The 23,244-nt window shown below is 65.0% G+C and carries 19 protein-coding genes; 13 read left to right on the forward strand and 6 right to left on the reverse strand.

All coding sequences use genetic code 11. From position 1 onward, the window contains the following. The first annotated feature begins 185 nt into the window (after nucleotides 1-185). Nucleotides 186-1,439, forward strand: coding sequence for an acetyl-CoA C-acetyltransferase (locus tag V7D81_RS18795; RefSeq protein WP_324319127.1), 1,254 nt, complete (start codon nucleotides 186-188; stop codon nucleotides 1,437-1,439). Nucleotides 1,440-1,441: 2 nt separating this feature from the next. Next, nucleotides 1,442-1,996: a MarR family winged helix-turn-helix transcriptional regulator gene (locus V7D81_RS18800; RefSeq protein WP_324319129.1), complete on the forward strand. Its 555-nt coding sequence runs from the start codon at nucleotides 1,442-1,444 to the stop codon at nucleotides 1,994-1,996. Between the two features lie 71 nt (nucleotides 1,997-2,067). Here V7D81_RS18800 and V7D81_RS18805 read toward each other — a convergent pair whose 3' ends face one another. Continuing rightward, nucleotides 2,068-3,417, reverse strand: coding sequence for an MFS transporter (locus tag V7D81_RS18805; protein WP_324319131.1), 1,350 nt, complete (start codon nucleotides 3,415-3,417; stop codon nucleotides 2,068-2,070). 248 nt (nucleotides 3,418-3,665) lie between these two features. On the opposite strand from V7D81_RS18805, the gene V7D81_RS18810 reads away from it, so the two are divergent. Continuing rightward, a complete protein-coding gene (locus tag V7D81_RS18810) occupies nucleotides 3,666-4,415 on the forward strand; it encodes a 2-oxo acid dehydrogenase subunit E2 (protein ID WP_324319133.1) in 750 nt (249 codons plus the stop codon). An 18-nt stretch (nucleotides 4,416-4,433) separates the two neighbouring features. Further along, the gene (locus V7D81_RS18815) at nucleotides 4,434-5,957 is read left to right on the forward strand and encodes a CoA-acylating methylmalonate-semialdehyde dehydrogenase (protein ID WP_324319135.1); all 1,524 of its coding nucleotides are present in this window, start codon (nucleotides 4,434-4,436) and stop codon (nucleotides 5,955-5,957) included. Nucleotides 5,958-6,045: 88 nt separating this feature from the next. Here V7D81_RS18815 and acuI read toward each other — a convergent pair whose 3' ends face one another. Beyond that, the gene (acuI, locus tag V7D81_RS18820; RefSeq protein WP_324319137.1) at nucleotides 6,046-7,029 is read right to left on the reverse strand and encodes an acrylyl-CoA reductase (NADPH); all 984 of its coding nucleotides are present in this window, start codon (nucleotides 7,027-7,029) and stop codon (nucleotides 6,046-6,048) included. Between the two features lie 357 nt (nucleotides 7,030-7,386). Here acuI and V7D81_RS18825 point away from each other — a divergent pair, with 357 nt between their 5' ends. The 5 genes from V7D81_RS18825 to V7D81_RS18845 all read left to right on the forward strand — a co-directional run bounded on the left by V7D81_RS18825 (nucleotide 7,387) and on the right by V7D81_RS18845 (nucleotide 11,550). Further along, nucleotides 7,387-7,707 carry a 2Fe-2S iron-sulfur cluster-binding protein gene (locus V7D81_RS18825; RefSeq protein ID WP_324319139.1) on the forward strand — a complete coding sequence of 107 codons (321 nt, stop codon included), beginning with the start codon at nucleotides 7,387-7,389 and terminating at the stop codon, nucleotides 7,705-7,707. Nucleotides 7,708-7,899: 192 nt separating this feature from the next. Next, nucleotides 7,900-8,583 (forward strand): TetR/AcrR family transcriptional regulator, encoded by a 684-nt coding sequence (locus tag V7D81_RS18830; protein ID WP_324319141.1) that lies wholly within the window; start codon nucleotides 7,900-7,902, stop codon nucleotides 8,581-8,583. A gap of 219 nt (nucleotides 8,584-8,802) precedes the next feature. Further along, nucleotides 8,803-9,558, forward strand: coding sequence for an SDR family NAD(P)-dependent oxidoreductase (locus V7D81_RS18835; protein WP_324319143.1), 756 nt, complete (start codon nucleotides 8,803-8,805; stop codon nucleotides 9,556-9,558). A gap of 35 nt (nucleotides 9,559-9,593) precedes the next feature. Beyond that, nucleotides 9,594-10,841 carry an NAD(P)/FAD-dependent oxidoreductase gene (locus tag V7D81_RS18840; RefSeq protein WP_324319145.1) on the forward strand — a complete coding sequence of 416 codons (1,248 nt, stop codon included), beginning with the start codon at nucleotides 9,594-9,596 and terminating at the stop codon, nucleotides 10,839-10,841. Nucleotides 10,842-10,857: 16 nt separating this feature from the next. Then, nucleotides 10,858-11,550: an SDR family NAD(P)-dependent oxidoreductase gene (locus V7D81_RS18845; protein WP_324319147.1), complete on the forward strand. Its 693-nt coding sequence runs from the start codon at nucleotides 10,858-10,860 to the stop codon at nucleotides 11,548-11,550. Between the two features lie 153 nt (nucleotides 11,551-11,703). Here the strand turns inward: V7D81_RS18845 and prpF are convergent, their stop codons facing one another. From prpF to prpB, 4 genes are all read right to left on the reverse strand, one after another. Then, the gene (gene prpF / locus V7D81_RS18850; protein ID WP_324319149.1) at nucleotides 11,704-12,897 is read right to left on the reverse strand and encodes a 2-methylaconitate cis-trans isomerase PrpF; all 1,194 of its coding nucleotides are present in this window, start codon (nucleotides 12,895-12,897) and stop codon (nucleotides 11,704-11,706) included. A gap of 120 nt (nucleotides 12,898-13,017) precedes the next feature. Next, nucleotides 13,018-15,627: a Fe/S-dependent 2-methylisocitrate dehydratase AcnD gene (acnD, locus tag V7D81_RS18855; RefSeq protein WP_324319151.1), complete on the reverse strand. Its 2,610-nt coding sequence runs from the start codon at nucleotides 15,625-15,627 to the stop codon at nucleotides 13,018-13,020. Nucleotides 15,628-15,632: 5 nt separating this feature from the next. Next, nucleotides 15,633-16,796: a bifunctional 2-methylcitrate synthase/citrate synthase gene (prpC, locus tag V7D81_RS18860; RefSeq protein WP_324319153.1), complete on the reverse strand. Its 1,164-nt coding sequence runs from the start codon at nucleotides 16,794-16,796 to the stop codon at nucleotides 15,633-15,635. Nucleotides 16,797-16,830: 34 nt separating this feature from the next. Continuing rightward, nucleotides 16,831-17,715 (reverse strand): methylisocitrate lyase, encoded by an 885-nt coding sequence (prpB, locus tag V7D81_RS18865; protein ID WP_324319155.1) that lies wholly within the window; start codon nucleotides 17,713-17,715, stop codon nucleotides 16,831-16,833. 146 nt (nucleotides 17,716-17,861) lie between these two features. Between prpB and prpR the strand changes: the two genes are divergently transcribed. The 4 genes from prpR to V7D81_RS18885 form a co-directional block, all read left to right on the forward strand. After that, nucleotides 17,862-19,790: a propionate catabolism operon regulatory protein PrpR gene (gene prpR / locus V7D81_RS18870; protein ID WP_324319157.1), complete on the forward strand. Its 1,929-nt coding sequence runs from the start codon at nucleotides 17,862-17,864 to the stop codon at nucleotides 19,788-19,790. 213 nt (nucleotides 19,791-20,003) lie between these two features. Further along, complete coding sequence (locus tag V7D81_RS18875; protein WP_324319159.1) at nucleotides 20,004-20,948, forward strand: DUF3617 domain-containing protein; 945 nt, start codon at nucleotides 20,004-20,006, stop codon at nucleotides 20,946-20,948. Nucleotides 20,949-21,071: 123 nt separating this feature from the next. Continuing rightward, complete coding sequence (locus V7D81_RS18880) at nucleotides 21,072-21,866, forward strand: D-alanyl-D-alanine carboxypeptidase family protein (RefSeq protein WP_324319161.1); 795 nt, start codon at nucleotides 21,072-21,074, stop codon at nucleotides 21,864-21,866. Next, nucleotides 21,838-23,244 (forward strand): tetratricopeptide repeat protein (locus V7D81_RS18885; RefSeq protein WP_324319163.1); only part of this gene is annotated, 1,407 nt, incomplete at its 3' end. The genes V7D81_RS18880 and V7D81_RS18885, both read left to right, overlap by 29 nt.

Raw genomic sequence — 23,244 nt, forward strand, 5'->3', positions numbered from 1 at the left:
GACTTAAGCGCTTCTTTCTGTAGGTCAGGCTTTAGCCTGACTGTTTTCAGGCCGGTTAAAGCCGGCCCCACAGGCAGAGCAAATCCTTAAGTCAGTGCCATTGGAGTAAAAGCCTCTAAGTTGCGATTTGCGTAACACACTAACGTCGCCTCGGCCGCGGCGTCAGCAATAACCCGGGGGATGCAATGACTGAAGCGTTCATCATCGACGCGGTGCGTACGCCGCGCGGACTCGGCAAGCCCGGCAAGGGCGCGCTGTCGCGATTGCATCCTCAACACCTCGCCGCCACCGTGCTGAAGGCGCTCCAGGAGCGCAACGGTCTCAACACCGCCGAAGTCGACGACATCATCTGGGGCACCAGCGCCCAGAAGGGTCTGCAGGGCGGCGATCTGGGCCGCATGGCTGCGCTCGATGCGGGTTTCGATATTCGCGCGAGCGGCGTCACGCTCGACCGCTTCTGCGGCAGCGGCCTCACGGCCACGAATTTTGCGGCGGCCATGATTCGTTCCGGCATGGAAGATCTCGTGATCGCCGGCGGCACCGAGATGATGTCGCACATCACCGAGATCGGTCAGCAGGAACGCGCCGCGGGCTTCAAGCCGATGGGCCTGGGCACCGGCAATGCGCGGCTCGCGGAGCGTCATCCGCAATCGAATCAGGGCGTGTGCGCCGACGCCATCGCCTCGCTGGAAAAGATCAACCGCGAAGCGCTCGATGCCTTCTCGCTCGAAAGCCAGCGCCGCGCGGCGCGTGCCATCGGCGAAGGGCGATTCGATCGCTCCATCGTCCCGGTCGTCGATGATGCCGGGCAACTCGTCCTGGCGAAGGACGAGCATCCGCGCCCGCAGACCACCGCGCAGGATCTCGCCGCGCTGAAGCCGAGCTTCGCGCAGATCGCCGACCTGTCGATCGAACCGAACGGGCCGACGTTCCGCCAGCTGATCAACCGGCGCTATCCCGATCTCCAGATCGAGCCCGTGCATCACGCCGGCAGTTCGTCGGGCGTGGTGGACGGCGCTGCGGCATTGCTGCTGGCCTCGGGCGACTATGCGAAGAAGCACGGCCTGAAGCCGCGCGCACGCGTCGTGGCGAGCGCCAACATCGGCGACGATCCCACGCTCATGCTCAATGCGCCGGTGCCCGCCGCGAAAAAGATTCTCGCGAAGGCGGGACTCACGGTGAACGACATCGACCTGTGGGAAGTCAACGAAGCCTTCGCCGTCGTGGTCGAAAAGTTCATTCGCGACCTGCGCATCGATCGCGAAAAGATCAACGTGAACGGCGGCGCCATCGCGCTCGGTCACCCGATCGGTGCGACGGGCGCCGTGCTCATCGGCACCGTACTCGATGAACTGGAACGCCGCGATCTCAGGCGCGCGCTGGTCACCATGTGTGCGGCGGGCGGCATGGCGCCGGCCATCATCATCGAGCGGGTGTAAGGATGCGTCGTATACCTCCCCGTCCGGAGAGCATTTTCGGCGAGGCCGACACCGTGAAGACGCCGGCCGATGCGGCCTGCGAAGAGTCGCCGAAGAACCGCAAGCGGGCCATCTCGATCAAGCTCAACGTCATCGCACGGCAGATGCGCCAGCGTTTCGACCAGACGGTCGAGACCGACGGTCTGACCCGCGCGAAATGGGGCGTGATCGTCGCCGTCGCCAGCAATGCAGGCGCAACGCAACGCACCATCGCTGCCGCTCTCGAAATCACGGAAGTGAGCGCCGGCCAGCTCATCGACCGTCTGTGCGCAGACGGTTATCTGGAGCGTCGCGAGAATCCCAAGGATCGTCGGGCCTACTGCGTGCACCTGACGCCCGCGGCGCAACCGCTGCTGGGGCGTCTCGGCGAAGTCGCCAAGGTCAACGAGGACGAAACGTTCCTCGGGCTGAACGATCAGGATCTGCAGCGTCTCGACGAACTGCTCGACACGATCGCGCAGAACCTGGCGACGTCCCGCAGCCGCGACGCCGAAAAGAAGCTCGCGCGCTCCGGTTGAACGGTTTCAGCGAGTCGACGCGCGAGCGTGCGATGCCGTCAGCTCAACGAACAGTCCTGCGATCGTTGCCGTCAGCGCTCCCAGGACTCCGCTTCCGTCACGGCCTCGCGCATGGCGCGGAACCCGAGCGCCAGGAAGATCGCGCCGAGCGGGCCGCACACGCCGATCACCGTTGCCATGCCGAGGCCGATCGCACTCTCGCTGCCGTAGATGTATTGCGCTGCCGCCGCCATCAGCAGCGGCCCCAGGCCACCGCCGAGAATTCCGCCGACCGCGCCGTACAAGGCGATGCCGCTGCCGCGCAGTTCGTTCGGCGTCACCAGGTTCAGCGCAGCGCTCGAGCACGCGGGCAGCGAACTGGTGAAGATCAGGTACGTGCCGATGGCGCCAAGATAGATCCACGGGTTGTCGCTGGTGGTCGCCCAGATGCCGAGCGGCGTGGCGAAGAACAGGCAGCCGGCGTACCAGCGCATCTGTGCATCGCGCGTGCCGCGCCTGTACATGGCGTCGACGACATAGCCGCAAAGCAGCTTGCCGATCACGCCGGCGCCCGCAATGGTGACGCCGAGCGACAGGCCGATCTGTGCGGCGCCCCAGCCGAACTTGCGCGCCATGTGCGCGGCGTACCACGCGCCCATGCCGGCGATGATGGTCGAAGCCAGAATGAATCCCGCGTAGTGACAGATGAAGAAGCGCTTGCGCGTGCGCATGAACTTCAGCAGTTCGGCGTATGCATTGCGCGCCCTGGTCGTCGACTCGCTGCGCCGTCCGCGGCGCAGCGGCTCCGGCACCGTGAAGATCAGCAGCGACGCCAGCATGCCGGGAATGCCGACGATGAAGAACACCGCCTGCCACGAGCGGACTTCGCCGATCAGCGGCAGCGCCATCGTCTCGCTGCCCGATACGAACTGCACGATCGCGCCGCCGAAGATGAAGGCGGTGCCCATGCCCACGGTCGCGCCCATCGCGTAGACGGCCATGGCGGACGTGAGCCGTTCGCGGGGGAACAGATCCGTGAGCATTGAAGTGGCACACGGATTGAGCGCCGCCTCGCCTGCGCCGACGCCGATGCGCGCCAGCGCGAGATGCCAGAAATTCTGCGCGACGCCGCAGGCCGCCGTCGCCAGCGACCAGATGGAAACGCCCGAGAAGATCACCCAGCGGCGACTGACGCGGTCGGCGAGCGAACCGAACAGCAGGCCGAAGATCGCGAAGGTGAGCGCGAACGCGAAGCCCTGCAGCAGGCCGAACTGCACGTCGGTGAGTCCGAGGTCGTGCTTGATGGGATCGACCAGCAGCGAAATGATGAAGCGGTCGAGAATCGACAGCCAGTACAGGAACGCGAGCACGATGGTCGCGTACCAGGCGACGGCCCGTGCCGGATACGGTGCGTGCGTGGCTTCGCCTGCTGATGCGTGCAATCGCGACTCCTCGGTGCGGGTTTTCTCGAACCGCGGCGAGACTATCCCGCCCGAAACAAATCAACAACGCTGTCGAATGACATTCCGGGTATCGCTGCGGCGGCAGCGCGTCGCGGCGGTTCGCGCTGCCGCTTTTCTGTCGCCTCACGTCATTGCCGCTAATCAACACCGTTGTTGCATAGCGCGGACCGGTGAGGTAGAAATGCCCGGACACTGCGCCGGCGACCTGCGGCGGGTGACGTAACCCTATGGAAAACAAATCTCCGCTCGACTCGTTGCCGCCCTGGCCGGCCGACGATTTTTCCGCGTACGGCCCGGTGGAAGCGAAGCCCGTGGGCAAGATCCAGGGATTCGTCGCCCGCGCGATGCATCGCAACTGGGTGCTCATTCCGCACGTCACGCATCACGACGATGCCGACGTCACGCAGTTCGAGCATCGCCGCAAGCAGTGGAATGCAACCAATCCAGAACAGAAGCGCACGCTGCTGCCGGTGCTCGTCAAGGCCAGCATCGCGGCACTGCAGCGCTATCCGAAATTCAACGTGTCGCTGAGCCCCGATGGCGCGACGCTGTTCCAGAAGCAGTACTTCAATATCGGCATCGCCGTCGATGTGCCGAGCGGCCTGCTCGTGCCCGTGCTGCGCGACTGCGACAGGAAGAGCGTCGACGAACTCGCCAGAGAGATCGTGCAGATTTCCGAGAAGGCGAAGACCAGGGGGCTGTCAGTCGCGGAAATGTCCGGCGGCTGCTTCACGCTGTCGTCGCTCGGTCACATCGGCGGCACGGGCTTCACGCCGATCATCAATGCGCCCGAGGTGGTGATCCTGGGCATCTGCCGCACCCAGGAACGGTTCGTTCCGGATGAGGAAGGCCGGCCCGTCCTGAAACAGTTCCTGCCGCTCTCGCTCAGCTACGACCATCGCGTCATCAATGGCGCCGATGCCGCACGCTTCGTGCGCGCCGTGGCGGAGTGGCTGGAAACTTACGACTTTGCATGAACTTGAGGTATCGACATCATGTCCGCATCCGCCCGCACGGCTTCTTCGGTTCCTGCGATCCCGCACTGGATCGGCGGCAAAGCGGTCGCCGGTGTGCAGGGACGTACCGGAGAGGTGTTCGATCCCAGCACGGGCAATGTCAGCGCCAGGCTGCCGTATGCATCGCTCGATGAACTGAACGAGTGCGTGCGCATCGCCAGGGCGGCGTTCCCCGCGTGGGCGGCGACGCCGCCGCTGCGTCGGGCGCGCGTCATGTTCCGTTTCCGCGAACTGCTCGAACAGGCTGGCGACGAGATCGCCATGGCGATCTCCCGCGAGCACGGCAAGACGCTGGCCGATGCGAAAGGCGAAGTCGTGCGCGGTCTCGAAGTCGTGGAATTCGCCTGCGGCATTCCGGAGCTGATGAAGGGCGAGCACAGCGAAAATGTCGGCACGGGCGTCGATGCCTTCAGCATCCGCCAGCCGCTCGGCGTCGTCGCCGGCATCACGCCGTTCAATTTCCCGGCGATGGTGCCGATGTGGATGTTTCCGCTCGCGCTCGCGTGCGGCAATGCATTCATCCTCAAGCCGTCGGAGCGCGATCCGTCCGCATCGCTGGTGCTCGCGCGGCTGTTGCACGAGGCCGGCCTGCCCGACGGCGTGTTCAACGTCATTCACGGCGATCGCGAGATCGTCGACGGCCTGCTGAATCACCAGGACGTTGCCGCGATCAGCTTCGTCGGTTCGACGCCGGTGGCGCGTCACATCTACACGACGGGCACGATGAACGGCAAGCGCGTGCAGGCGCTCGGCGGTGCGAAGAATCACGCCGTGGTCATGCCCGATGCCGATCTCGACGACACGGCCAATCACCTCATGGGCGCGGCGTATGGCGCGGCGGGCGAGCGCTGCATGGCGATCTCGATCGCGGTTGCCGTCGGCGAGGGCACGGCCGATCGCCTGATCGAGAAGCTCACGCCCAAGGTGAAGGGCCTGCGCATCGGTGCGTATACCGATCTGAGCGCGGACATGGGGCCGCTGATCACTGGCGAGCATCGCGGTCGCGTGCGCGACTACATCGCTTCGGGCGTCAGCGAAGGCGCCAGCCTGGTGGTCGACGGCCGCGGCGTCTTCAACGATTCCTGCGAAGGCTTCTTTCTCGGCGGTTCGCTGTTCGACGCCGTGCAGCCGGACATGAAGATCTACAAGGAAGAGATCTTCGGGCCGGTGCTCGGCATCGTGCGCGTGCCGGATCTCGACACGGCCATCAAACTCATCAACGCTCATCCCTATGCGAACGGCACGGCGATCTTCACCCGCAACGGCAGCGCCGCGCGGACGTTCACGGGCGCGATCGAAGTCGGCATGGTGGGAGTGAACGTGCCGCTGCCGGTACCGATGGCATTTCACAGCTTCGGCGGCTGGCGCAGTTCGCTGTTCGGCGACCATCACATCTATGGCCGCGAAGGCGTGCGCTTCTACACGCGCCTCAAGGCGGTGACGCAGCGCTGGCCGCGGGATGTGGCGACCCGCAGCGAGTTCTCGATGCCGACGATGAAGTGAGGGAGACGGGGATCTTCCTGTGGGTCAGGCTTCAGCCTGACATCCGGAGGCCGGCTGAAGCCGGCCCCACAGGAAGACGAAGAACTCTTTACCGGTTGACGTCGACCACCACGCGCCCGCGGATCTTCCCCGACACGATCTCCTCGGCCGACTTCAGCGCATCGTTCAATCCCACCACCGTGCTGATGCGCTCGAGCGCCGCGATATCCAGATCGCGCGCCAGGCGATCCCAGGCGGGTTTGCGCACGGCGGCCGGCGCCATGACGCTGTCGATGCCGAGCAGCGCGACGCCGCGCAGAATGAACGGCGCCACCGACGCCGGGAAATCCATGCCCTGCGCCAGGCCGCAGGCCGCCACCGCGCCGCGATACTTCGTCTGCGCGCAGGCATTGGCGAGCGTATGGCTGCCGACGGAGTCGACCACCGCGCCCCAGCGTTCCTTCTGCAGCGGCTTGCCCGGCTGCGAGAGTTCATTGCGATCGATCACGGTGCTGGCGCCGAGCGCCTTCAGATAGTCGGCTTCGCTGGCCTTGCCGGTCGAAGCGACGACGGTGAAGCCGGCCTTCGCGAGCAGGGCAATCGCCACGCTGCCGACGCCGCCCGAGGCACCCGTGACGAGCACTTCGCCGTTCGCCGGCGTCACGCCGAATTTCACCAGCGCCTCGACGCACAGCGCCGCCGTATAGCCGGCCGTGCCGATCGCCATGGCCTGCTGGTTGCTGAAGCGATCGGGCACGCGCTGCAGCCACTCGGCATTGACGCGCGCCTTCTGTGCAAAGCCGCCCCAGTGCGTTTCGCCGACGCCCCAGCCGTTCAGCAGCACGCGGTCGCCCGCCTGCCATGCATCGCTCTGCGAGCTTTCGACGACGCCGGCGAAGTCGATGCCCGGCACCATCGGAAACTTGCGCACGACCGGCGATTTGCCCGTGATCGCAAGCCCGTCCTTGTAGTTGATCGTCGAGAAGTCGACGCGAACGGTGACGGGTGCTTCCGGCAGCTGCGCGTCATCGACGTCGGTGAGCTGGACCGACTGAGCCCCGTCCTGCTTGTTGATCAGAATCGCCTTGAACATCTGCGGGTCCTCGTAAATGGCGTCGGTACGATCGGTGGAAATCGGGCCGGGAACCCTAACCGAGGGGTCCGATGTAGTCAACAATGCTGTTGATTACTGTCATGTCGCCGCATCGCGATTGCAGCTACGGACATGTTCGAGGACAGGCCGTCCCCGCTGCCCATGTGAGGCGATGCACTCATTTACCGCGCGCCGGTTGACTATCAACACCGGTGTCTATTAGCTTGAAATCGGGCGGCACGGCCCCGCGAATTCCACGCGGGCGGCTGGCCGATTCTCCGCAGAACAAGTTCGCACGCACGTCGGTCCGCTGCGCGGCAGCGATGTCGTGTGCGCCGGCACCGAGAAAGAACGACGATGTCAAAGTTGATTGTGGCGACGCGCACGGGCGATGAAATGGTCATCGAAAGCGGCAAGCCCGGGCGCACCGTGATGGAAATGATGCGCGACGAAGGCGTGCCCGATCTGCTGGCGCTGTGCGGCGGCAGCCGTTCGTGCGCCACGTGTCACGTCTGGGTCGATCCGGCATTTGCGGATCGCTTCCCGCCCGCCGTGGAAGAAGAAGAGGAACTGCTGGACAGCTCCAGCCATCGCCAGCCGACGTCGCGACTGTCGTGCCAGCTCAAGTGGTCGGACGATCTCGACGGCCTGCGCGTCACGCTCGCTCCCGACGATTGACCGACCGGACTGCGTACGGCGATTCCCTGCCGCCGGGTCCGAAAAACTAGTCGACAGCACTGTTGATCAGCTATCCTTTGCCCTGCCTGCGCAGGCTGCCGCTCCGTCGTGCACGCAGGCACGGTGCGCAAAGTCCATGCGACTTCGACTAACATTCGGCGCAGGGAGTCTAGTGTGGGATCCACAGGCAACATGGCAGACAATCAGAATGCCCGTGAAAGACGGGCCCGCAGAAAGCGCGATCCGGAAGGGACTCGCGAAGCGATTCTGGAAGCTGCGCGCGAAGTCCTCGCACAGGACGGCAAGGAAGGGCTCAGCGTCGCGCAGGTGGCGCAGCGCGCGGGCGTGAATCGCGGCACCGCCTATCAGCACTTCCAGACGCGCGAGCAGCTCATCGAAGCCACGGCGACCTGGGTCAGCGAAAAGCTCTACAAGGCCGTGTTCGGCGACCAGGCCACCGCCGCCGACCAGCCCGTCGAAAACATCAATGTCGAGTCGGTGAATGGCCATCTCGCCGAGTTCGCCATGGAGAACCCGGCCCTCGGACGCGTGTGGCTGCTCGAAGTCCTGAGCTCCCGGCGGCCCGCCAACGATCCGTTCTGGCGCCAGTACGAATCCAATTTCGAGCGCTTCGCGGCCACCGAACTGGCGCAGTCGAACATCGATGCGGAAGTGCTGTCCGTGCTGATCCTTGCCGGCACGTTCATCTGGCCGGTCTGGGCGCGCGCGCATGCGCGCACCGCCAAGGAGCGCCAGCAGATGGCCGACCGTTTCACCCGCGAAATCCTGCGGCTGTGTCTGCACGGCACCATGCGGCCGGAGAAGTACTCCGAGCTCGACGCCCGCGTCACCAGGAAGCCGCCGAAGCGCACCTGACACAATCCCTGCTTTCCCCGGTTCGCGCGCGTTGATGAACAACGCTGTTGACTTGTAGAATCCGGCCTCGTCAGGGGGGAATGACGGCGCCCGGAATGCTGCGTACGCAGCATGAAATCCCGCCGGCCTCCTTCCTCCTGCCCGTGATGTACCGTCGCTCGCCGCAGCGATGTTCTGCGCCCGGCGGGCGCGCAACGATTTTCAACGAGGCACCAAGACATGTCGCTGGCAGGAAAGACGGTCATCGTGACGGGCGCGGCGTCGGGCATCGGCCTGGCCACGGCGCAACGCTTCGCGCGCGAAGGTTCGAAGGTCGCGATCTGGGACATCAATGAAGACGGCGCGAACAAGGCGGCCGCCGACATCGTCGCCGCCGGCGGCAAGGCGATCGCCAGCCGCGTCGATATCTCCAGCCGCGCGCAGGTCGACGCCGCCGTGGCGCGCATCCATCAGGAGTTCGGCCCGGTGAACGTGCTGGTGAACAACGCCGGCATCACGGATTTCACGCCGTTCATGGAGATGACCGAGGAGCGCTGGGATCGCATCATGTCGATCAACCTCAAGAGCATGCTGGTCTGCACCCAGGCGGTGGTGCCGGACATGCTGGCGGCGCAGTGGGGCCGCATCATCAACATTTCCTCGTCGAGCGCCCAGACCGGATCGGCGCGCATGACGGCCTATGCCGCCTCCAAGGGCGGCGTGATCGCTTTCACCAAGGCGCTGGCGCAGGAACTCGCGCCTACGGGCATCACCGTCAACAACGTGCCGCCGGGTTTCGTCGATACGCCGATGCTGCGCGGCGAAGGTGTTGCAGGCATGGGCGTCGGCGTCGATGTCGTGGCGAAGAATTCGCCCATGCGTCGCCCCGGCCGCCCGGAAAACATTGCCGCTGCCTGCACCTTCCTTGCCTCGGACGATGCCGATTACATCACCGGGCACACATTGAGCGTCAACGGCGGCCGCTACTCCAATTAAACTCGCGGCCTCCATCAGCGGACTTGAGAGCAGGCATGGCGCAGCCGACGGTCGTGATCATCGGGGCAGGGCAGGCGGGATTTCAGGTCGCCGTCTCCCTGCGGGAACTGCACTACGACGGCCGGATCGTCGTCATCGGCGACGAACCGCATGCGCCGTACCAGCGCCCGCCGCTGTCGAAGATCTATCTGCTGGGCGAATGCACCGACGAGCAGCTGCTGCTGCGGCCGGCGACGTACTACGCGCAGCACGGCATCGACCTGATCACCGGCAAGCGCGCGGTCGCGATCGACCGCAGCCGGCGCAAGGTCGCGCTCGAAGACGACTCCGTCATCGACTACGACCATCTGGTGCTGGCGATGGGCGCGCGCAACCGCCCGTTGCCCGTGCCGGGCGCCGATCTGCCCAACGTGTGTTTCCTGCGCACGATGGATGAAGCCGCCGCCTTGAAGGCGCGGCTGTCGCATACGAAATCCGCCGTCGTCATTGGCGCCGGCTTCATCGGTCTGGAATTCGCGGCCTCGGCCAGGAAGCAGGGCATCGACGTCACGGTGCTGGATGTCGCAGACCGGCCGATGGCGCGTGCGCTGTCGAAGACCATGTCGGCCGTGTTCATGCGCGAACACGAGAAGCTCGGCATCAAGCTCAGGTTCAAGACGCAGGTCATGCACCTGCTCGGCGGGCCGGAGGGCGTGAGCGCCGTCGAAACCGTCGATGGCCAGGTGCTGCCGGCGGACCTGGTCGTGATCGGCATCGGCGTGATTCCGAACGTCGATCTCGCCGCGACCTGCGATCTCGCGGTCGAGAACGGCATCGTCGTCGACGAATTCCTGCAGACCAGCGATCCGTACATCAGCGCCGTCGGCGACATCGCCGCGCATCCGAATCCTTATGCGCCCGGGGCGCGCGTGCGGCTCGAATCGATACAGAACGCGTCCGACCAGGCACGCTGCGTTGCCGCGCGCATCATGGGTCAGCAGCCGGCCGCCTACGATGCGCTGCCCTGGTTCTGGAGCACGCAGGGGCCGCTCAAGCTGCAGATGGCGGGCATGCCGGCGGCGGACTGCGAAGAAGTCTTCCGCGGCGAACCTGGCGGCAGCGTCTGTTCCGTCTTCCTGTTCCGCGGCGACAAGCTCGTGTGCGTCGAAACGCTGAATCGCCCGGCCGAACACATGCTGGCCCGCAAGCTGATCGCGCAGCGCATACCCGTCACGCCGCAGCAGGTGGCCGATCTCAAGTTCGATCTGAAGTCGCTGCTGCCGAAGCCGCCCGCTGCGGCATAGCTACGAGGAGTCGCCCGTGGATCTGTCAGGCAAACGAATCGTCGTCACGGGTGCGTTTGGCGTGCTCGGCGCTGCTGTCAGCGCGGCGGCGAAGGCGGCGGGCGCCCGCGTCGCGTGTGTCGACTTCGCGCCGGCATCGAAGGCGCCGGCAGCGCTCAGGGATGCCGTGCTGATCGGCGATGCCGATCTCGGCGCGCCGGCTGCTGCGAAGGCTGCGATCGAAACCGCGGCCGCAAAGCTCGGCGGACTCGACGGCATCGTGAATATCGCCGGCGGTTTCCGCTGGGAAAAGATTGCCGATGGCGATCCTGCGACCTGGGATTTCATGTTCAACGTGAACGTTCGCACGGCGGTGAATGCCACGCGGGCGGCGCTGCCGTTGCTGACGTCCGGCGGCGCGCGCGTCGTGAACATCGGCGCGGCCGGCGCGATCAAGGCGGCGACCGGCATGGGCGCGTATGCGGCATCGAAGGCCGGCGTCGCGAAGTTCACCGAAGCGCTGGCCGATGAACTGAAGGACGGCGGCGTGACGGTCAACGCCATCCTGCCGAGCATCATCGACACGCCGGTGAATCGCGCCGACATGCCGGATGCCGAGTTCGATCGCTGGGTGAAGCCGCAGCAGGTGGCCGATCTGGTCGTGTTCCCGTTGTCCGATCGCGCGACTGCCATCACCGGGGCGCTCATTCCCATCACCGGGCGCGTCTGATGAAAACCAGACGCTGCAGTACTCGCGTGGGCATCTGTTCGATGTTCTGATTGTGGGGCCGGCTTCAGCTGGCCTCTTCCTGTAGGTCAGGCTTTAGCCTGACTCCTTAAATAAGGCCGGCTGAAGCCGGCCCCACAGGGAAGAGAGCCTGTACTAAAACGAATCCCCCGGCACACGCACGAATCCTTCCATCAACACGCGCGCGCTGCGGCTCATGATCGCCCTGGTCACGGTCCATTCGCCGTCGACCTGTGTCGCCTGCGCACCGACGCGCAGCGTGCCAGACGGATGACCGAAGCGCACCGCTTCATGTGCGCGACCGCCGGCGGCGAGGCTGACCAGCGTGCCGGGAATCGCCGCCGCCGTGCCGATGGCAACGGCGGCCGTGCCCATCATGGCGTGATGCAGCTTGCCCATCGACAGCGCACGCACCAGCAGATCGACGTCGCTCGTCTGCACTTTCTTGCCGCTCGATGAAACGTAGTCAGTCGGCGGTGCGACGAACGCCACCTTCGGCGTGTGCTGACGCTTCGCGGCTTCCTCGACGCTCTTGATGAGCCCCATGCGGATCGCGCCGTGCGCACGGATGGTCTCGAACATCGCGAGCGCCCTGGCGTCGCCGTTGATCGCATCCTGCAGTTCCGTGCCCTTGTAACCGAGGGCATCGGCATTGACGAAGATCGTCGGAATGCCGGCATTGATCATCGTTGCCTTCAGCGTGCCGACACCCGGAACGTCCAGATCGTCGATCAGATTGCCGGTGGGGAATATCGAGCCGCCGCCATCACCTTCGCCCTCGTCGGCGGGATCGATGAATTCAAGCTGCACTTCTGCGGCCGGGAACGTCACGCCGTCGAGTTCGAAGTCGCCCGTCTCCTGCACGACGCCATCGGTGATTGGCACGTGCGCGATGATCGACTTGTTGATGTTGGCCTGCCAGATGCGGATCGTCGCCACGCCGTTCTTCGGAATGCGACTCGGATCGACGAGACCATTGCTGATCGCAAACGGCCCGACCGCCGCTGACAGATTGCCGCAGTTGCCGCTCCAGTCGACGAAGGCCTTGTCGATCGACACCTGGCCGAACAGGTAGTCGACGTCGTGATCCGGCTTCGCGCTCTTCGACAGAATCACCGTCTTGCTGGTGCTCGAAGTCGCACCGCCCATGCCATCGATCTGCTTGCCGTACGGATCGGGACTGCCGATCACGCGCAGCAGCAGCCTGTCGCGCGCCTCGCCCGGCTTCTGGCAGCGCTCGGGCAGATCCTGCAGGCGGAAGAACACGCCCTTGCTGGTGCCGCCGCGGATGTAGGTGGCGGGGACTTTGATCTGCGGTACGTGGGGCATGGTTTGTTGTCTCGGATGGAAGAGAATGGCCGCAAAAAAGCGCAAGGAACACAAAGTAGGAAGAACAATTTCCTTACTTTGTGATTCTTGCGCCTTTTTGCGGCTATTTCTCCTTCTGTCTCAGGCTGCCTGGTTCGACGACTCGAGAAAGTCCTGCGCGAAGCGCTGCAGTACGCCGCCGGCTTCGTAGATCGAGACCTCTTCGGCCGTGTCGAGCCGGCAGGTGACGGGCACTTCGACCTTCTCGCCGTTCTTGCGATTGATCACGAGCGTGAGCGTGGCGCGTGGCGTGAGCTTGCCGACGACATCGTAGGTCTCGGTGCCGTCGATGCCGAAGGTCGCGCGGTTCTCGCCGGGCTTGAACTCCAGCGGCAGTACGCCCATGCCGATCAGGTTGGTGCGGTGGATGCGTTCGAAGCCTTCGGCGACGATCGCTTCCACGCCGGCGAGGCGCACGCCTTTCGCGGCCCAGTCGCGCGAGGAGCCCTGACCGTAGTCGGCGCCGGCGATGATGATCAGCGGCTGGCCGCGGTCCATGTAGGTTTCGATCGCTTCCCACATGCGCACGACCTTGCCTTCGGGTTCGATGCGCGCGAGCGAGCCCTTCTTTACCTGACCGTCGACCACGGCCATCTCGTTCATGAGCGTCGGGTTCGCGAACGTGGCGCGCTGCGCGGTGAGGTGATCGCCGCGATGCGTGGCGTAGGAGTTGTAGTCCTCCTCGGGCAGGCCCATCTTTTTCAGGTACTCGCCGGCGGCGCTGTTGCCGAGGATCGCATTCGAAGGCGACAGGTGATCGGTCGTGATGTTGTCGCCGAGCACGGCGAGCGGTCGCATCGCCTTCAGCGTGCGTTCGCGCGCGGCGAGGGCGCCCTGGCCTTCCTTGTCCCAGTAGGGCGGACGACGGATGTACGTGCTCATCGGGCGCCAGTCGTACAGCGGGCTCGCCTTCTCCGTGTTCGCCTTGAAGGTGAACATCGGTTCGTACACCTTGCGGAAGTGCTCGGGCTTGACGCTCTTCGCCACGATCGTGTCGATCTCCGCATCGGTCGGCCAGATGTCTTTCAGCGTGACCGGCTTGCCGTCCTTGTCGTGGCCGAGCACGTCCTTCTCGATGTCGAAGCGCACGGTGCCGGCGATCGCGTAGGCGATGACCAGCGGCGGCGAGGCGAGGAACGCCTGCTTCGCGTACGGGTGAATGCGGCCGTCGAAGTTGCGGTTGCCGGAGAGCACGGCGGTCGAATAGAGGTCACGATCGATGATCTCCTGCTGGATCTTGGGATCCAGCGCGCCCGACATGCCGTTGCAGGTGGTGCAGGCGAAGGCGACGATGCCGAAGCCGAGCTTTTCCAGTTCGGGCAGCAGCTTCGCTTCTTCGAGATACAGCTGCACGGCCTTGGAGCCGGGCGCGAGCGAACTCTTCACCCAGGGCTTGCGCGTCAGACCGCGCGCATTTGCATTGCGAGCCAGCAGCCCCGCCGCGATGACGTTGCGTGGATTGCTGGTGTTGGTGCACGAAGTGATGGCCGCGATGATTACCGCACCATCCGGCATGAGGCCCGGCTCTTCCTTCCACGGCGCCGCGATGCCGCGCTCGGCGAGTGCGGAGGTCGGTAGCCGCTTGTGCGGATTCGACGGGCCGGCCATGTTGCGAACGACCGTCGACAGATCGAACTTCAACACGCGCTCGTACTGCGCCGTCTTCAGTGCATCCGCCCACAGGCCTGTCTGCTTCGCATAGGTCTCGACGAGCCTGATCTGTGCGTCGTCGCGGCCGGTGAGTTTCAGGTAATCGAGGGTCTGCTGGTCGATGTAGAACATCGCTGCCGTCGCGCCGTATTCCGGCGCCATGTTGGAGATGGTGGCGCGATCGCCGATCGTCAGCGCCGCGGCGCCGTCGCCGTAAAATTCCAGATACGCGCCGACGACCTTTTCCTTGCGCAGGAATTCGGTGAGCGCCAGCACGACGTCGGTCGCGGTGATGCCAGGCTGCGGCTTGCCCGACAGTTCCACGCCGACGATGTCCGGCAGGCGCATCCATGACGCGCGGCCGAGCATGACGTTCTCGGCTTCGAGACCGCCGACGCCGATGGCGATCACGCCGAGCGAATCGACGTGCGGCGTGTGGCTGTCGGTGCCGACCAGCGTGTCGGGGAACGCCACGCCGTCCCTGGTGTAAATGACCGGCGACATCCGTTCCAGATTGATCTGGTGCATGATGCCGTTGCCGGCTGGAATCACATCGACATTGTCGAACGCCTTCTTGGTCCACTCGATGAAGTGGAAGCGATCCTCGTTGCGGCGATCCTCCACCGCGCGATTCTTCGCGAACGCATCCTTGTCGTAACCGCCGTATTCCACCGCCAGCGAGTGATCGACGATGAGCTGCACCGGCACTACCGGATTCACTTTCGCCGGATCGCCGCCCTTCATCGCAATCGCATCGCGCAAACCGGCCAGATCGACCAGCGCCGTCTGGCCCAGGATGTCATGACACACCACGCGCGCCGGAAACCACGGAAAATCCAGGTCGCGCTTGCGCTCGATGAGCTGCGACAGATACGCGTTGAGCTTCTCGGGCTCGGCCTTGCGCACGAGGTTTTCGGCCTTCACGCGCGAGGTGTACGGCAGGGTGTCGTACGCCCCGGGCTGGATGGCCTCGACCGCGGCGCGCGCGTCGAAGTAGTCGAGTGAAGTTCCCGGCAGCGGTTTGCGATAGGCGGTGTTCATGGAAGTTATTTGCGATCCTTGAGAGGAACGAACTTCAGGTCTTCGGGGCCCGTGTAGTTGGCGCTCGGACGGATGATCTTGCCGTCGATGCGCTGCTCGATGATGTGCGCGCTCCAGCCGCTCATGCGCGAGATCACGAACAGCGGCGTGAACATCGCGGTCGGCACGCCCATCATGTTGTAGCTCACGGCGCTGAACCAGTCGAGGTTGGGGAACATCTTCTTCGCTTCCCACATCACGGTTTCGAGCCGTTCGGCGATGTCGTACATCTTCATGCTGTTCACGGACGCCGACAGATCGCGTGCCACTTCCTTGATGATCTTGTTGCGCGGGTCGCTCACCGTGTAGACGGGATGTCCGAAGCCGATCACGACTTCCTTGCGTTCGACGCGGGTGCGGATGTCGGCCTCGGCCTGGTCCGGCGTGTCGTAGCGCTTCTGGATTTCGAAGGCGACTTCATTGGCGCCGCCATGCTTCGGGCCGCGCAGTGCGCCGATGGCGCCGGCGACGGCGGAATACATGTCGCTGCCGGTGCCGGCGATGACGCGGCCGGTGAACGTCGAGGCATTGAACTCATGCTCGGCGTAGAGATTCAGCGAGGTGTGCATGCTGCGCACCCACAGCTTGCTCGGACGCTTGCCGTGCAGCAGGTGCAGGAAGTGGCCGCCGATCGAATCTTCTTCGCTGTCGGTGTCGATGCGCTTGCCGTTGTGGCTGAAGTGATACCAGTACAGCAGCATCGAGCCGAGCGAGGCCATCAGTTTGTCGGCGATGTCGCGCGCGCCGGGCGTGTTGTGATCGTCCTTTTCCGGGCTCAGGCAGCCGAGCGCGGACACGCCGGTGCGCATCACATCCATCGGATGCGCCGAGGGCGGCAACTGTTCGAGCACGGCCTTCACGCCGGCCGGCACGCCGCGCAGCGCCTGCAGCTTGAGTTTGTAGTCGGCGAGTTCGGCGACGGTCGGCAGCTTGCCGTGTACCAGCAGGTGGGCGATTTCCTCGAATTCGCAGACCGTGGCGACATCGAGAATGTCGTAGCCGCGATAGTGCAGGTCGTTGCCGGTGCGGCCCACGGTACACAGGGCGGTGTTGCCCGCGACGGTTCCGGACAGGGCGACGGACTTCTTGGGCTTGAATCCCGGTGTGGCAGCGACGGCGGTTTCGGTCATTCGATTTTCTCCTGCTCTGGTTCTTCGATATTTGTTACTTGCGTGCAGCGAACAGGGCGTCGAGGTGCTGTTCGTAGGCGTGATAGCCGATGCGGTCGTAGAGTTCCTCGCGGGTCTGCATCGTCGAAACGACGTTGCGCTGGTGACCGTCGCGACGGATCGCCTGGTAGACGTTCTCGGCGGCCTTGTTCATGGCGCGGAACGCGCTCAGCGGATACAGCGCCATCGCGACGCCAGCGCTGCGCAGTTCTTCGATGCTGAACAGCGGCGTCTTGCCGAACTCGGTGATGTTGGCCAGCACCGGCACCTTCACCGCATCGACGAACTTGCGGTACGTCGGCAGGTCGTTGGCCGCTTCCGCGAAGATGCCGTCGGCGCCAGCTTCGACGCAGGCCAGTGCGCGTTCGATGGCGGCATCGACGCCCTGCACGGCAATCGCGTCGGTGCGGGCGATCAGGAAGAAGTTCGGGTCGGTCCTGGCATCGGCCGCGGCCTTCACGCGATCCGCCATCTCCTGCTGCGTGACGATTTCCTTCCCCGGACGATGGCCGCAGCGCTTCGCGCCAACCTGGTCTTCGATATGGCAGGCGGCTGCGCCGAACTTGATCAGGCTCTTCACCGTACGCGCGATGTTGAACGCGCTCGGGCCGAAGCCGGTGTCGATGTCGACCATCAGCGGCAGATCGCACACGTCGGTGATGCGGCGGACGTCGACCAGCACGTCATCGAGGTTGTTGATCCCCAGGTCCGGCATGCCGAGCGAGCCGGCCGCGACGCCGCCGCCCGACAGATAGATGGCCCGGTAACCGGCGCGCTGGGCGAGGAGGGCGTGGTTGGCGTTGATGGCGCCGATGACCTGCAGGGGGCTTTCCGCCTTCAGGGCTTCGCGAAACTTGGTACCGGGGGTGGGGGTGCTCATGGTGGGTTCCTGGGTGAGGTAGGCGTCTGATCGCAAGTCGCGTGCCAGCGTTAAGTCATTGATCTTCATGGCATCGGGGAGTGTCTTGTTTCAATCAGGGAATCGCCCTGTTTCAATATCGAAATCCCGTACCGCGCAGGATCGCCATGACCCCCGAAACCACCGCTCCGCTGCCCCAGCGCAAACCGCGTGTCGTGGCCGTCGGTCTGCACCGGCTGCGCTCCTTCTTTAATGAGCTGGCGCCGAGTTATGCCGACCGGGCGACTGTCTCGGTGCTCGATCGTGGCTTCGAGGAGGCGGTGACCGAGATCCGCGCCATGGCGGCGGAGGAGCAGGTCGACGTGCTGGTGGCCGCCGGCTCGAACGGCGAATACCTGCGGCAGCGTCTCAACATTCCCGTCGTGCTGGTGCGCGTCGGCGGCTTCGACATCATGCGCGCGCTCGGTCGCGCGCGCGATCTGTCGAACCGCATTGCGCTGGTGACCTACGGCGCGACGCCGCCGGACGTGCAGCAGTTCAACGAGCTGTTCCAGCTCGGCATCGAACAGCGCAGCTATCACACCGATCAGGATGCGAGCGACTGCGTGCGCGAGCTGCGCGCGCGCGGCATCGAAGTCGTCGTCGCGCCCGGTCTCGTCGCGGATCTCGCCGATCAGAACGGCATGCGCGGCGTGTTCCTGTATTCGATGGACGCCGTGCGCCAGGCGCTCGACGATGCCATCGAAGTCGTGCGCATCGCGCGCATCGAGGTGGCACGGCGCGAACGTCTCAACACGATCCTGGCGCGGTTGCGCGATGGCGTGGTCGCGGTCGACATGAACGAGCGCATCTATGCCTTGAATCCGGCGATGGAGCGCGTGCTCGGACTCTCGGCGTCGCAGGCGATCGGCAGCAGGCTCGGCGAAGTCGCGCCGGAACTCTCGCTCGGCGATGTCCTGCAAAGCGCCCGCACGGAAACGGATGAACTGCAGCGCTTCGGTTCGCGCACGCTCATTACCAATCGCATGCCGCTGATGGAGCAGGGCGTGCAGACCGGCGCCGTGCTCACCTGCCAGGATCCGGCGGCCATCGAGCGTGTCGATCGGCATCTGCGTGCGCGACGTTATCGCACGACGTCGGTCGTGCGTTACAAGCTCTCCGATCTGGTCGGCGATTGCGCGGCGATTCAGCGTGCGCGCCGACTCGCCGCGCAATATGCGAACGGCGAAGGCACGGTGCTGATCGTCGGCGAGAGCGGCACCGGCAAGGAACTGCTGGCGCAGGGCATCCATCACGCCAGCCGGCGCTCGTCGCAGCCGTTCATCGCGATCAACTGCGCCTCGTTTACCGAAACGCTGCTGGAAAGCGAGCTGTTCGGCTACGAAGACGGCGCTTTCACCGGCGCGCGCAAGGGCGGCAAGGCGGGTCTGTTCGAGGCCGCGCACACCGGCACGATTTTCCTGGACGAAATCGGCGAGATGCCGATCTCGCTGCAGACGCGCCTGCTGCGCGTGCTGCAGGAACGCGAAGTACTGCGCATCGGCGCCGTCGAACCGACCCGCGTCGACGTGCGCATCATCGCGGCAACGCATCGCGATCTGTCGACCCGCATCGACGAACAGAAATTCCGCCGCGACCTCTACTACCGGCTGAACATCCTGCGCGTCGAACTGCCGAGCCTGCGCGAACGCCGCGAGGATCTGCCGGTGCTGCTGCAACACATCGTGGCCCGCGCCTGCGCGCGACTGCATGTCGATCGCAAGGCAGTCGACGTGCTGGCCGCACAACTGATCGAAGCCGCCGCCGACTACGAATGGCCGGGCAATGTGCGCGAACTGGAAAACCTGATCGAACGCATCGCCAGTTCCGTCGCGGGCGCCGATGCGCGGGACATACAGCTGCGCGAACTGATTCCGGAGATCTACGCGACGAACGCTGCACCGGCCGCGACAGCCGAGCTGGCCGATCGCCGCAGCCGCGTCGAAGCCGACTGGGTGCGCAAGGTGCTCGAAGAATGCGGCGGCGATCGCGACGAAGCCTGCCGGCGACTCGGCATCGGGCGCACGACGCTGTGGCGTAAGTTGAAACAAGGCTGAGGTCCTGCATTACGTCGTTCAGGGATTCCCCGAATTCCAGTTCGAAGGTGGCTCCCCGGCGTCGCCAACGGAGCCACGACGAAGCGTTCCGCTCATGCGACTCTTGTACATGTGAGGCCAGCAGGGGCTCGGCTAGACTCCCGCCAACACGGGCGGTGTCCTGGCTCCGTGGATCGCTGGCCCGCAGAAGAACCAACCATTCGGGAACCTCCAATGAACATCGTGTGCAAAGCGTTGCTGCTGACCTGTGCCGGCACGTCCCTGGCCTACGGCGCGGTCGAAGGCGAGAAGTGGAAGATCACCTCCTCGATGCAGATGTCCGGCATGACCATGCCTGCCATGAGCAACGAGATCTGCAAGCAGCCGGGCGATGACTCGGTGCCGATGAAGACCGAAAAGAACTGCACGATCTACGACAACAAGCGGGTCGGCAACGTGCAGAGCTTCAAGATGCGCTGCACCGGCAAGGACGCAGTGGAAGGCTCCGCCGAGTTCACCTACCTCGGGCCCGATCACTACAAGGGCAAGATGCTGGTCAACACCCAGGGCGAAACCATGACCATGAACATGGAAGGCCAGAAGATCGGCAGCTGCGACGGCGGCGAGATCAATCTGAAAGCCAAGGAAATGCAGGCCCAGGCGCAGGCACAGATGGCGCAGAGCGAAAAGATGATGGCCGAGACCTGCCGCAAGTTCGCCGCCGAAGGCAACAACCCCTACATGATGACGACGCAGTGCAAGGACCCGGCGGATCGCCAGACGTTCTGTAACGCGGCCCGCACGCACGACAACTTCCTGGATCTTTCCGAGGCGGAGAAGGCCAACGCCGGCAGCACCGCGCCCGGCGCACGTCCGTTGTCCGACACCGAACAGCTGTGCGGTTTCTCCGCCGCCGCCGAACGCGAACATCTGTGCAAGAGCGCCGAGCAGGCCGGCAAGATGAAGTTCCTCGTCAGCCAGTGCCCCGCGCAGGCGCAGGCGCTCGCCGCCGCGCACTGCGCCGGTCGCCGCTACACCGCCATCGCCGATCAGTACCGCGACTTCTGCAGCAACTATGCGAACAACGAAGCGCAGCAGGCCGAGAACACACCGGTCGGCAAGGCGAAGGGACTCTTCGGCAAGGGCAAGAAGGCCCTCGGCGGACTGCTCGGCAACTGAGCCGCACACGGCCTCCGCTCCTTCCCCCGCTTGCGGGGGAAGGCCGGGATGGGGGCGTGCGTCTGTCGCAAAAGCATCGTGTTCGCCCCCGCCCTGACCCTCCCCCGCAGGCGGGGGAGGGGAATGTTCCTGATCCTTCTGTTGTCGGCGCTCGTCACCGGTGGGTCGTTGCACGCCGCTACCGATCCCTATCCGCAAAGCGCGCGCAGCTATCTGCTCGACCTCGACGGCGAAATCCTGTGGCAGCGTGACGCCGCGCTGGCGTTGCAGCCGGCATCGCTCAGCAAGCTGCTCACTGCACTCGTCGTGCTCGATGCCGGATGGGACGCCGATCGCTGGATCACTGTCAGTGCCGATGTTGCCGCGACGCCGCCGACGCGACTGGGCCTGCGGACCGGCGAAGAAATCAGCGCGGGCGCCGCGCTCGCAGCGATGCTGATCCGCTCCGCCAATGATGCCTGTCGCGCGCTCGTCGAGAACGTGACGCCCGACACCGGCAGGTTTCTCGAACGCATGAACGCACGCGCCGCGCAGATCGGCATGAAGCATTCGCACTTCGGCGATCCCTGCGGCTTCGATGCGCCCGGGCAATACACCACCGCGACCGACCTGCTGCAGCTCGCCCGTGCGGCACATGCCAATCCACTCATTGCACGCCTGACCGCAACGCCGCGGGCCGAGTTGCAGACGCGCGCGGGCCGGACGATCCCTTTCGTCAACACGAACCAGCTGCTCGGTCGTCTCGACGGCGCCGAAGGCATGAAGACCGGCTACACCGCGCAGGCCGGACAGTGCCTGATCGCGTACGCGCGGCGTCCCGGCCACGAAGTCTGGCTGGTGATGCTTGGAGGCACGCAGCGCTGGTGGCTGGCGCACGGGATGATCGACGATGCCTTCGACGTCGCCGCGCGCCGCTGATTTTCCCTCGCCTGCGGTCGCAGCAGTCGCAGCGATGCTGCCTGCGGCGTGCGTGCTGCTGCTGTACTGGCCGGCGCTGCACGCGAGTTTCCAGTTCGACGACTGGAACGTGATCGTCGGCGATCCGCGCGTGCATTCGCTGGCGGCGTGGTGGGACTCGATGCCCGGCATCCGGCCGCTGCTGAAGCTGAGTTACGCGCTCAACCACCTTGCTGGCAGCGAGCCTGCGGGCTTCCGTCTCGTCAATGTCCTGATTCATGCGATCAACGCGACGCTCGTCTTCCAGTTGCTGCGGGTGAAGGGGCGACGGCTCGGACTGCTGCCCGATCGAGCCTGGCAGGCGGCCCTGCTTGCCGCGCTGCTGTTTGCCGCACATCCCGTGCAGACCGAAGCCGTCACCTACATTTCAGGTCGTTCCAGTTCGCTCGCGGCGTTGTTCTGTCTGCTGGGCCTGTTCTGCTGGATGCGCAGCGAAGAGCGGGCGACATCGTCCGCGTCGTGGCTGATGGCGTGCTGCCTGTGTTTCGCGGCGGCCGTCGCCACCAAGGAAACGGCATGGGTGTTGCCGCTGGCGCTGTGGCTGTATTCGGCGGATCGCCCCGTGCGGGAAACGTTGCGCAAGCTGAGTCCGCTGATTGCGATGATGTTCGTACTGGCGGCGCTGGCGTTGTCGCTATCGAAGTATCGATATCTGCTCGAGTTCAGCCTGGCCACGCGCTCGCTCGTCGACAATCTGCTCACGCAGTCGCGAGCATTGCTGTACCTGCTCGGTCAGCTCTTGCGGCTGAATAGTGGCAACGCCGATCCAGCATTGCCGGTGATCGCCGAGCCGGACGTCGCGAGCATCGGCCTCATGATCGGCTGGGTTGTCGTCTGTGTCGCCGGATTGCTTTGTGTTCGCAGGAAGCCGGTCACGGCCTTCGCTGCATTGTGGTTCCTGCTGTGGCTCGCGCCGACGAACTCGCTGTTGCCGCGGCTTGACGTCGCCAACGACCGGCAGTTGTACCTGGCGATGATCGGACCGGCGTGGGGACTGTCTGTCGGTCTCATTGCATGGACCGCTCGTTCGACAGCGCTGCGCAATTTTTTCGCTGCGCTCCTGCTCGTGCTGCTCGGCCTGGCGACCCTGCAGCGCAACGCCATCTACGACACGGAAATCACGTTCTGGCAGGACACGGCCGCACGCAATCCATCGAGCGCGCGGGCTGCGAACAATCTCGGCATGGCCTACGCAGTCGCTTGCCGTTTCGATGATGCACTCGCCGAGTTCGAACGCGCCATCGCGCTCGAACCGCAGGATTCTCGCGCCCGCATCAACCGGCGCCTGCTGCGCGAAGGGCAGCTTCCCGGCGTCGACTGGGATCGATGCGCGTCCGGC

It is taken from the genome of Povalibacter sp. (genome assembly GCF_036735925.1).
Taxonomy (GTDB): domain Bacteria; phylum Pseudomonadota; class Gammaproteobacteria; order Steroidobacterales; family Steroidobacteraceae; genus Steroidobacter.

What these genes read in the sequence shown, in the direction of transcription:
- V7D81_RS18875 (WP_324319159.1), top strand. Translation starts at nt 20,004, where the DNA reads ATGAACATCGTGTGCAAAGCGTTGCTGCTGACCTGTGCCGGCACGTCC.
- V7D81_RS18840 (WP_324319145.1), top strand. Translation starts at nt 9,594, where the DNA reads ATGGCGCAGCCGACGGTCGTGATCATCGGGGCAGGGCAGGCGGGATTT.
- V7D81_RS18880 (WP_324319161.1), top strand. Translation starts at nt 21,072, where the DNA reads ATGTTCCTGATCCTTCTGTTGTCGGCGCTCGTCACCGGTGGGTCGTTG.
- V7D81_RS18830 (WP_324319141.1), top strand. Translation starts at nt 7,900, where the DNA reads ATGGCAGACAATCAGAATGCCCGTGAAAGACGGGCCCGCAGAAAGCGC.
- prpR (WP_324319157.1), top strand. Translation starts at nt 17,862, where the DNA reads ATGACCCCCGAAACCACCGCTCCGCTGCCCCAGCGCAAACCGCGTGTC.
- prpB (WP_324319155.1), bottom strand. Translation starts at nt 17,715, where the DNA reads ATGAGCACCCCCACCCCCGGTACCAAGTTTCGCGAAGCCCTGAAGGCG.
- acuI (WP_324319137.1), bottom strand. Translation starts at nt 7,029, where the DNA reads ATGTTCAAGGCGATTCTGATCAACAAGCAGGACGGGGCTCAGTCGGTC.
- V7D81_RS18795 (WP_324319127.1), top strand. Translation starts at nt 186, where the DNA reads ATGACTGAAGCGTTCATCATCGACGCGGTGCGTACGCCGCGCGGACTC.
- prpF (WP_324319149.1), bottom strand. Translation starts at nt 12,897, where the DNA reads ATGCCCCACGTACCGCAGATCAAAGTCCCCGCCACCTACATCCGCGGC.
- acnD (WP_324319151.1), bottom strand. Translation starts at nt 15,627, where the DNA reads ATGAACACCGCCTATCGCAAACCGCTGCCGGGAACTTCACTCGACTAC.
- prpC (WP_324319153.1), bottom strand. Translation starts at nt 16,796, where the DNA reads ATGACCGAAACCGCCGTCGCTGCCACACCGGGATTCAAGCCCAAGAAG.
- V7D81_RS18815 (WP_324319135.1), top strand. Translation starts at nt 4,434, where the DNA reads ATGTCCGCATCCGCCCGCACGGCTTCTTCGGTTCCTGCGATCCCGCAC.
- V7D81_RS18835 (WP_324319143.1), top strand. Translation starts at nt 8,803, where the DNA reads ATGTCGCTGGCAGGAAAGACGGTCATCGTGACGGGCGCGGCGTCGGGC.
- V7D81_RS18810 (WP_324319133.1), top strand. Translation starts at nt 3,666, where the DNA reads ATGGAAAACAAATCTCCGCTCGACTCGTTGCCGCCCTGGCCGGCCGAC.
- V7D81_RS18800 (WP_324319129.1), top strand. Translation starts at nt 1,442, where the DNA reads ATGCGTCGTATACCTCCCCGTCCGGAGAGCATTTTCGGCGAGGCCGAC.
- V7D81_RS18825 (WP_324319139.1), top strand. Translation starts at nt 7,387, where the DNA reads ATGTCAAAGTTGATTGTGGCGACGCGCACGGGCGATGAAATGGTCATC.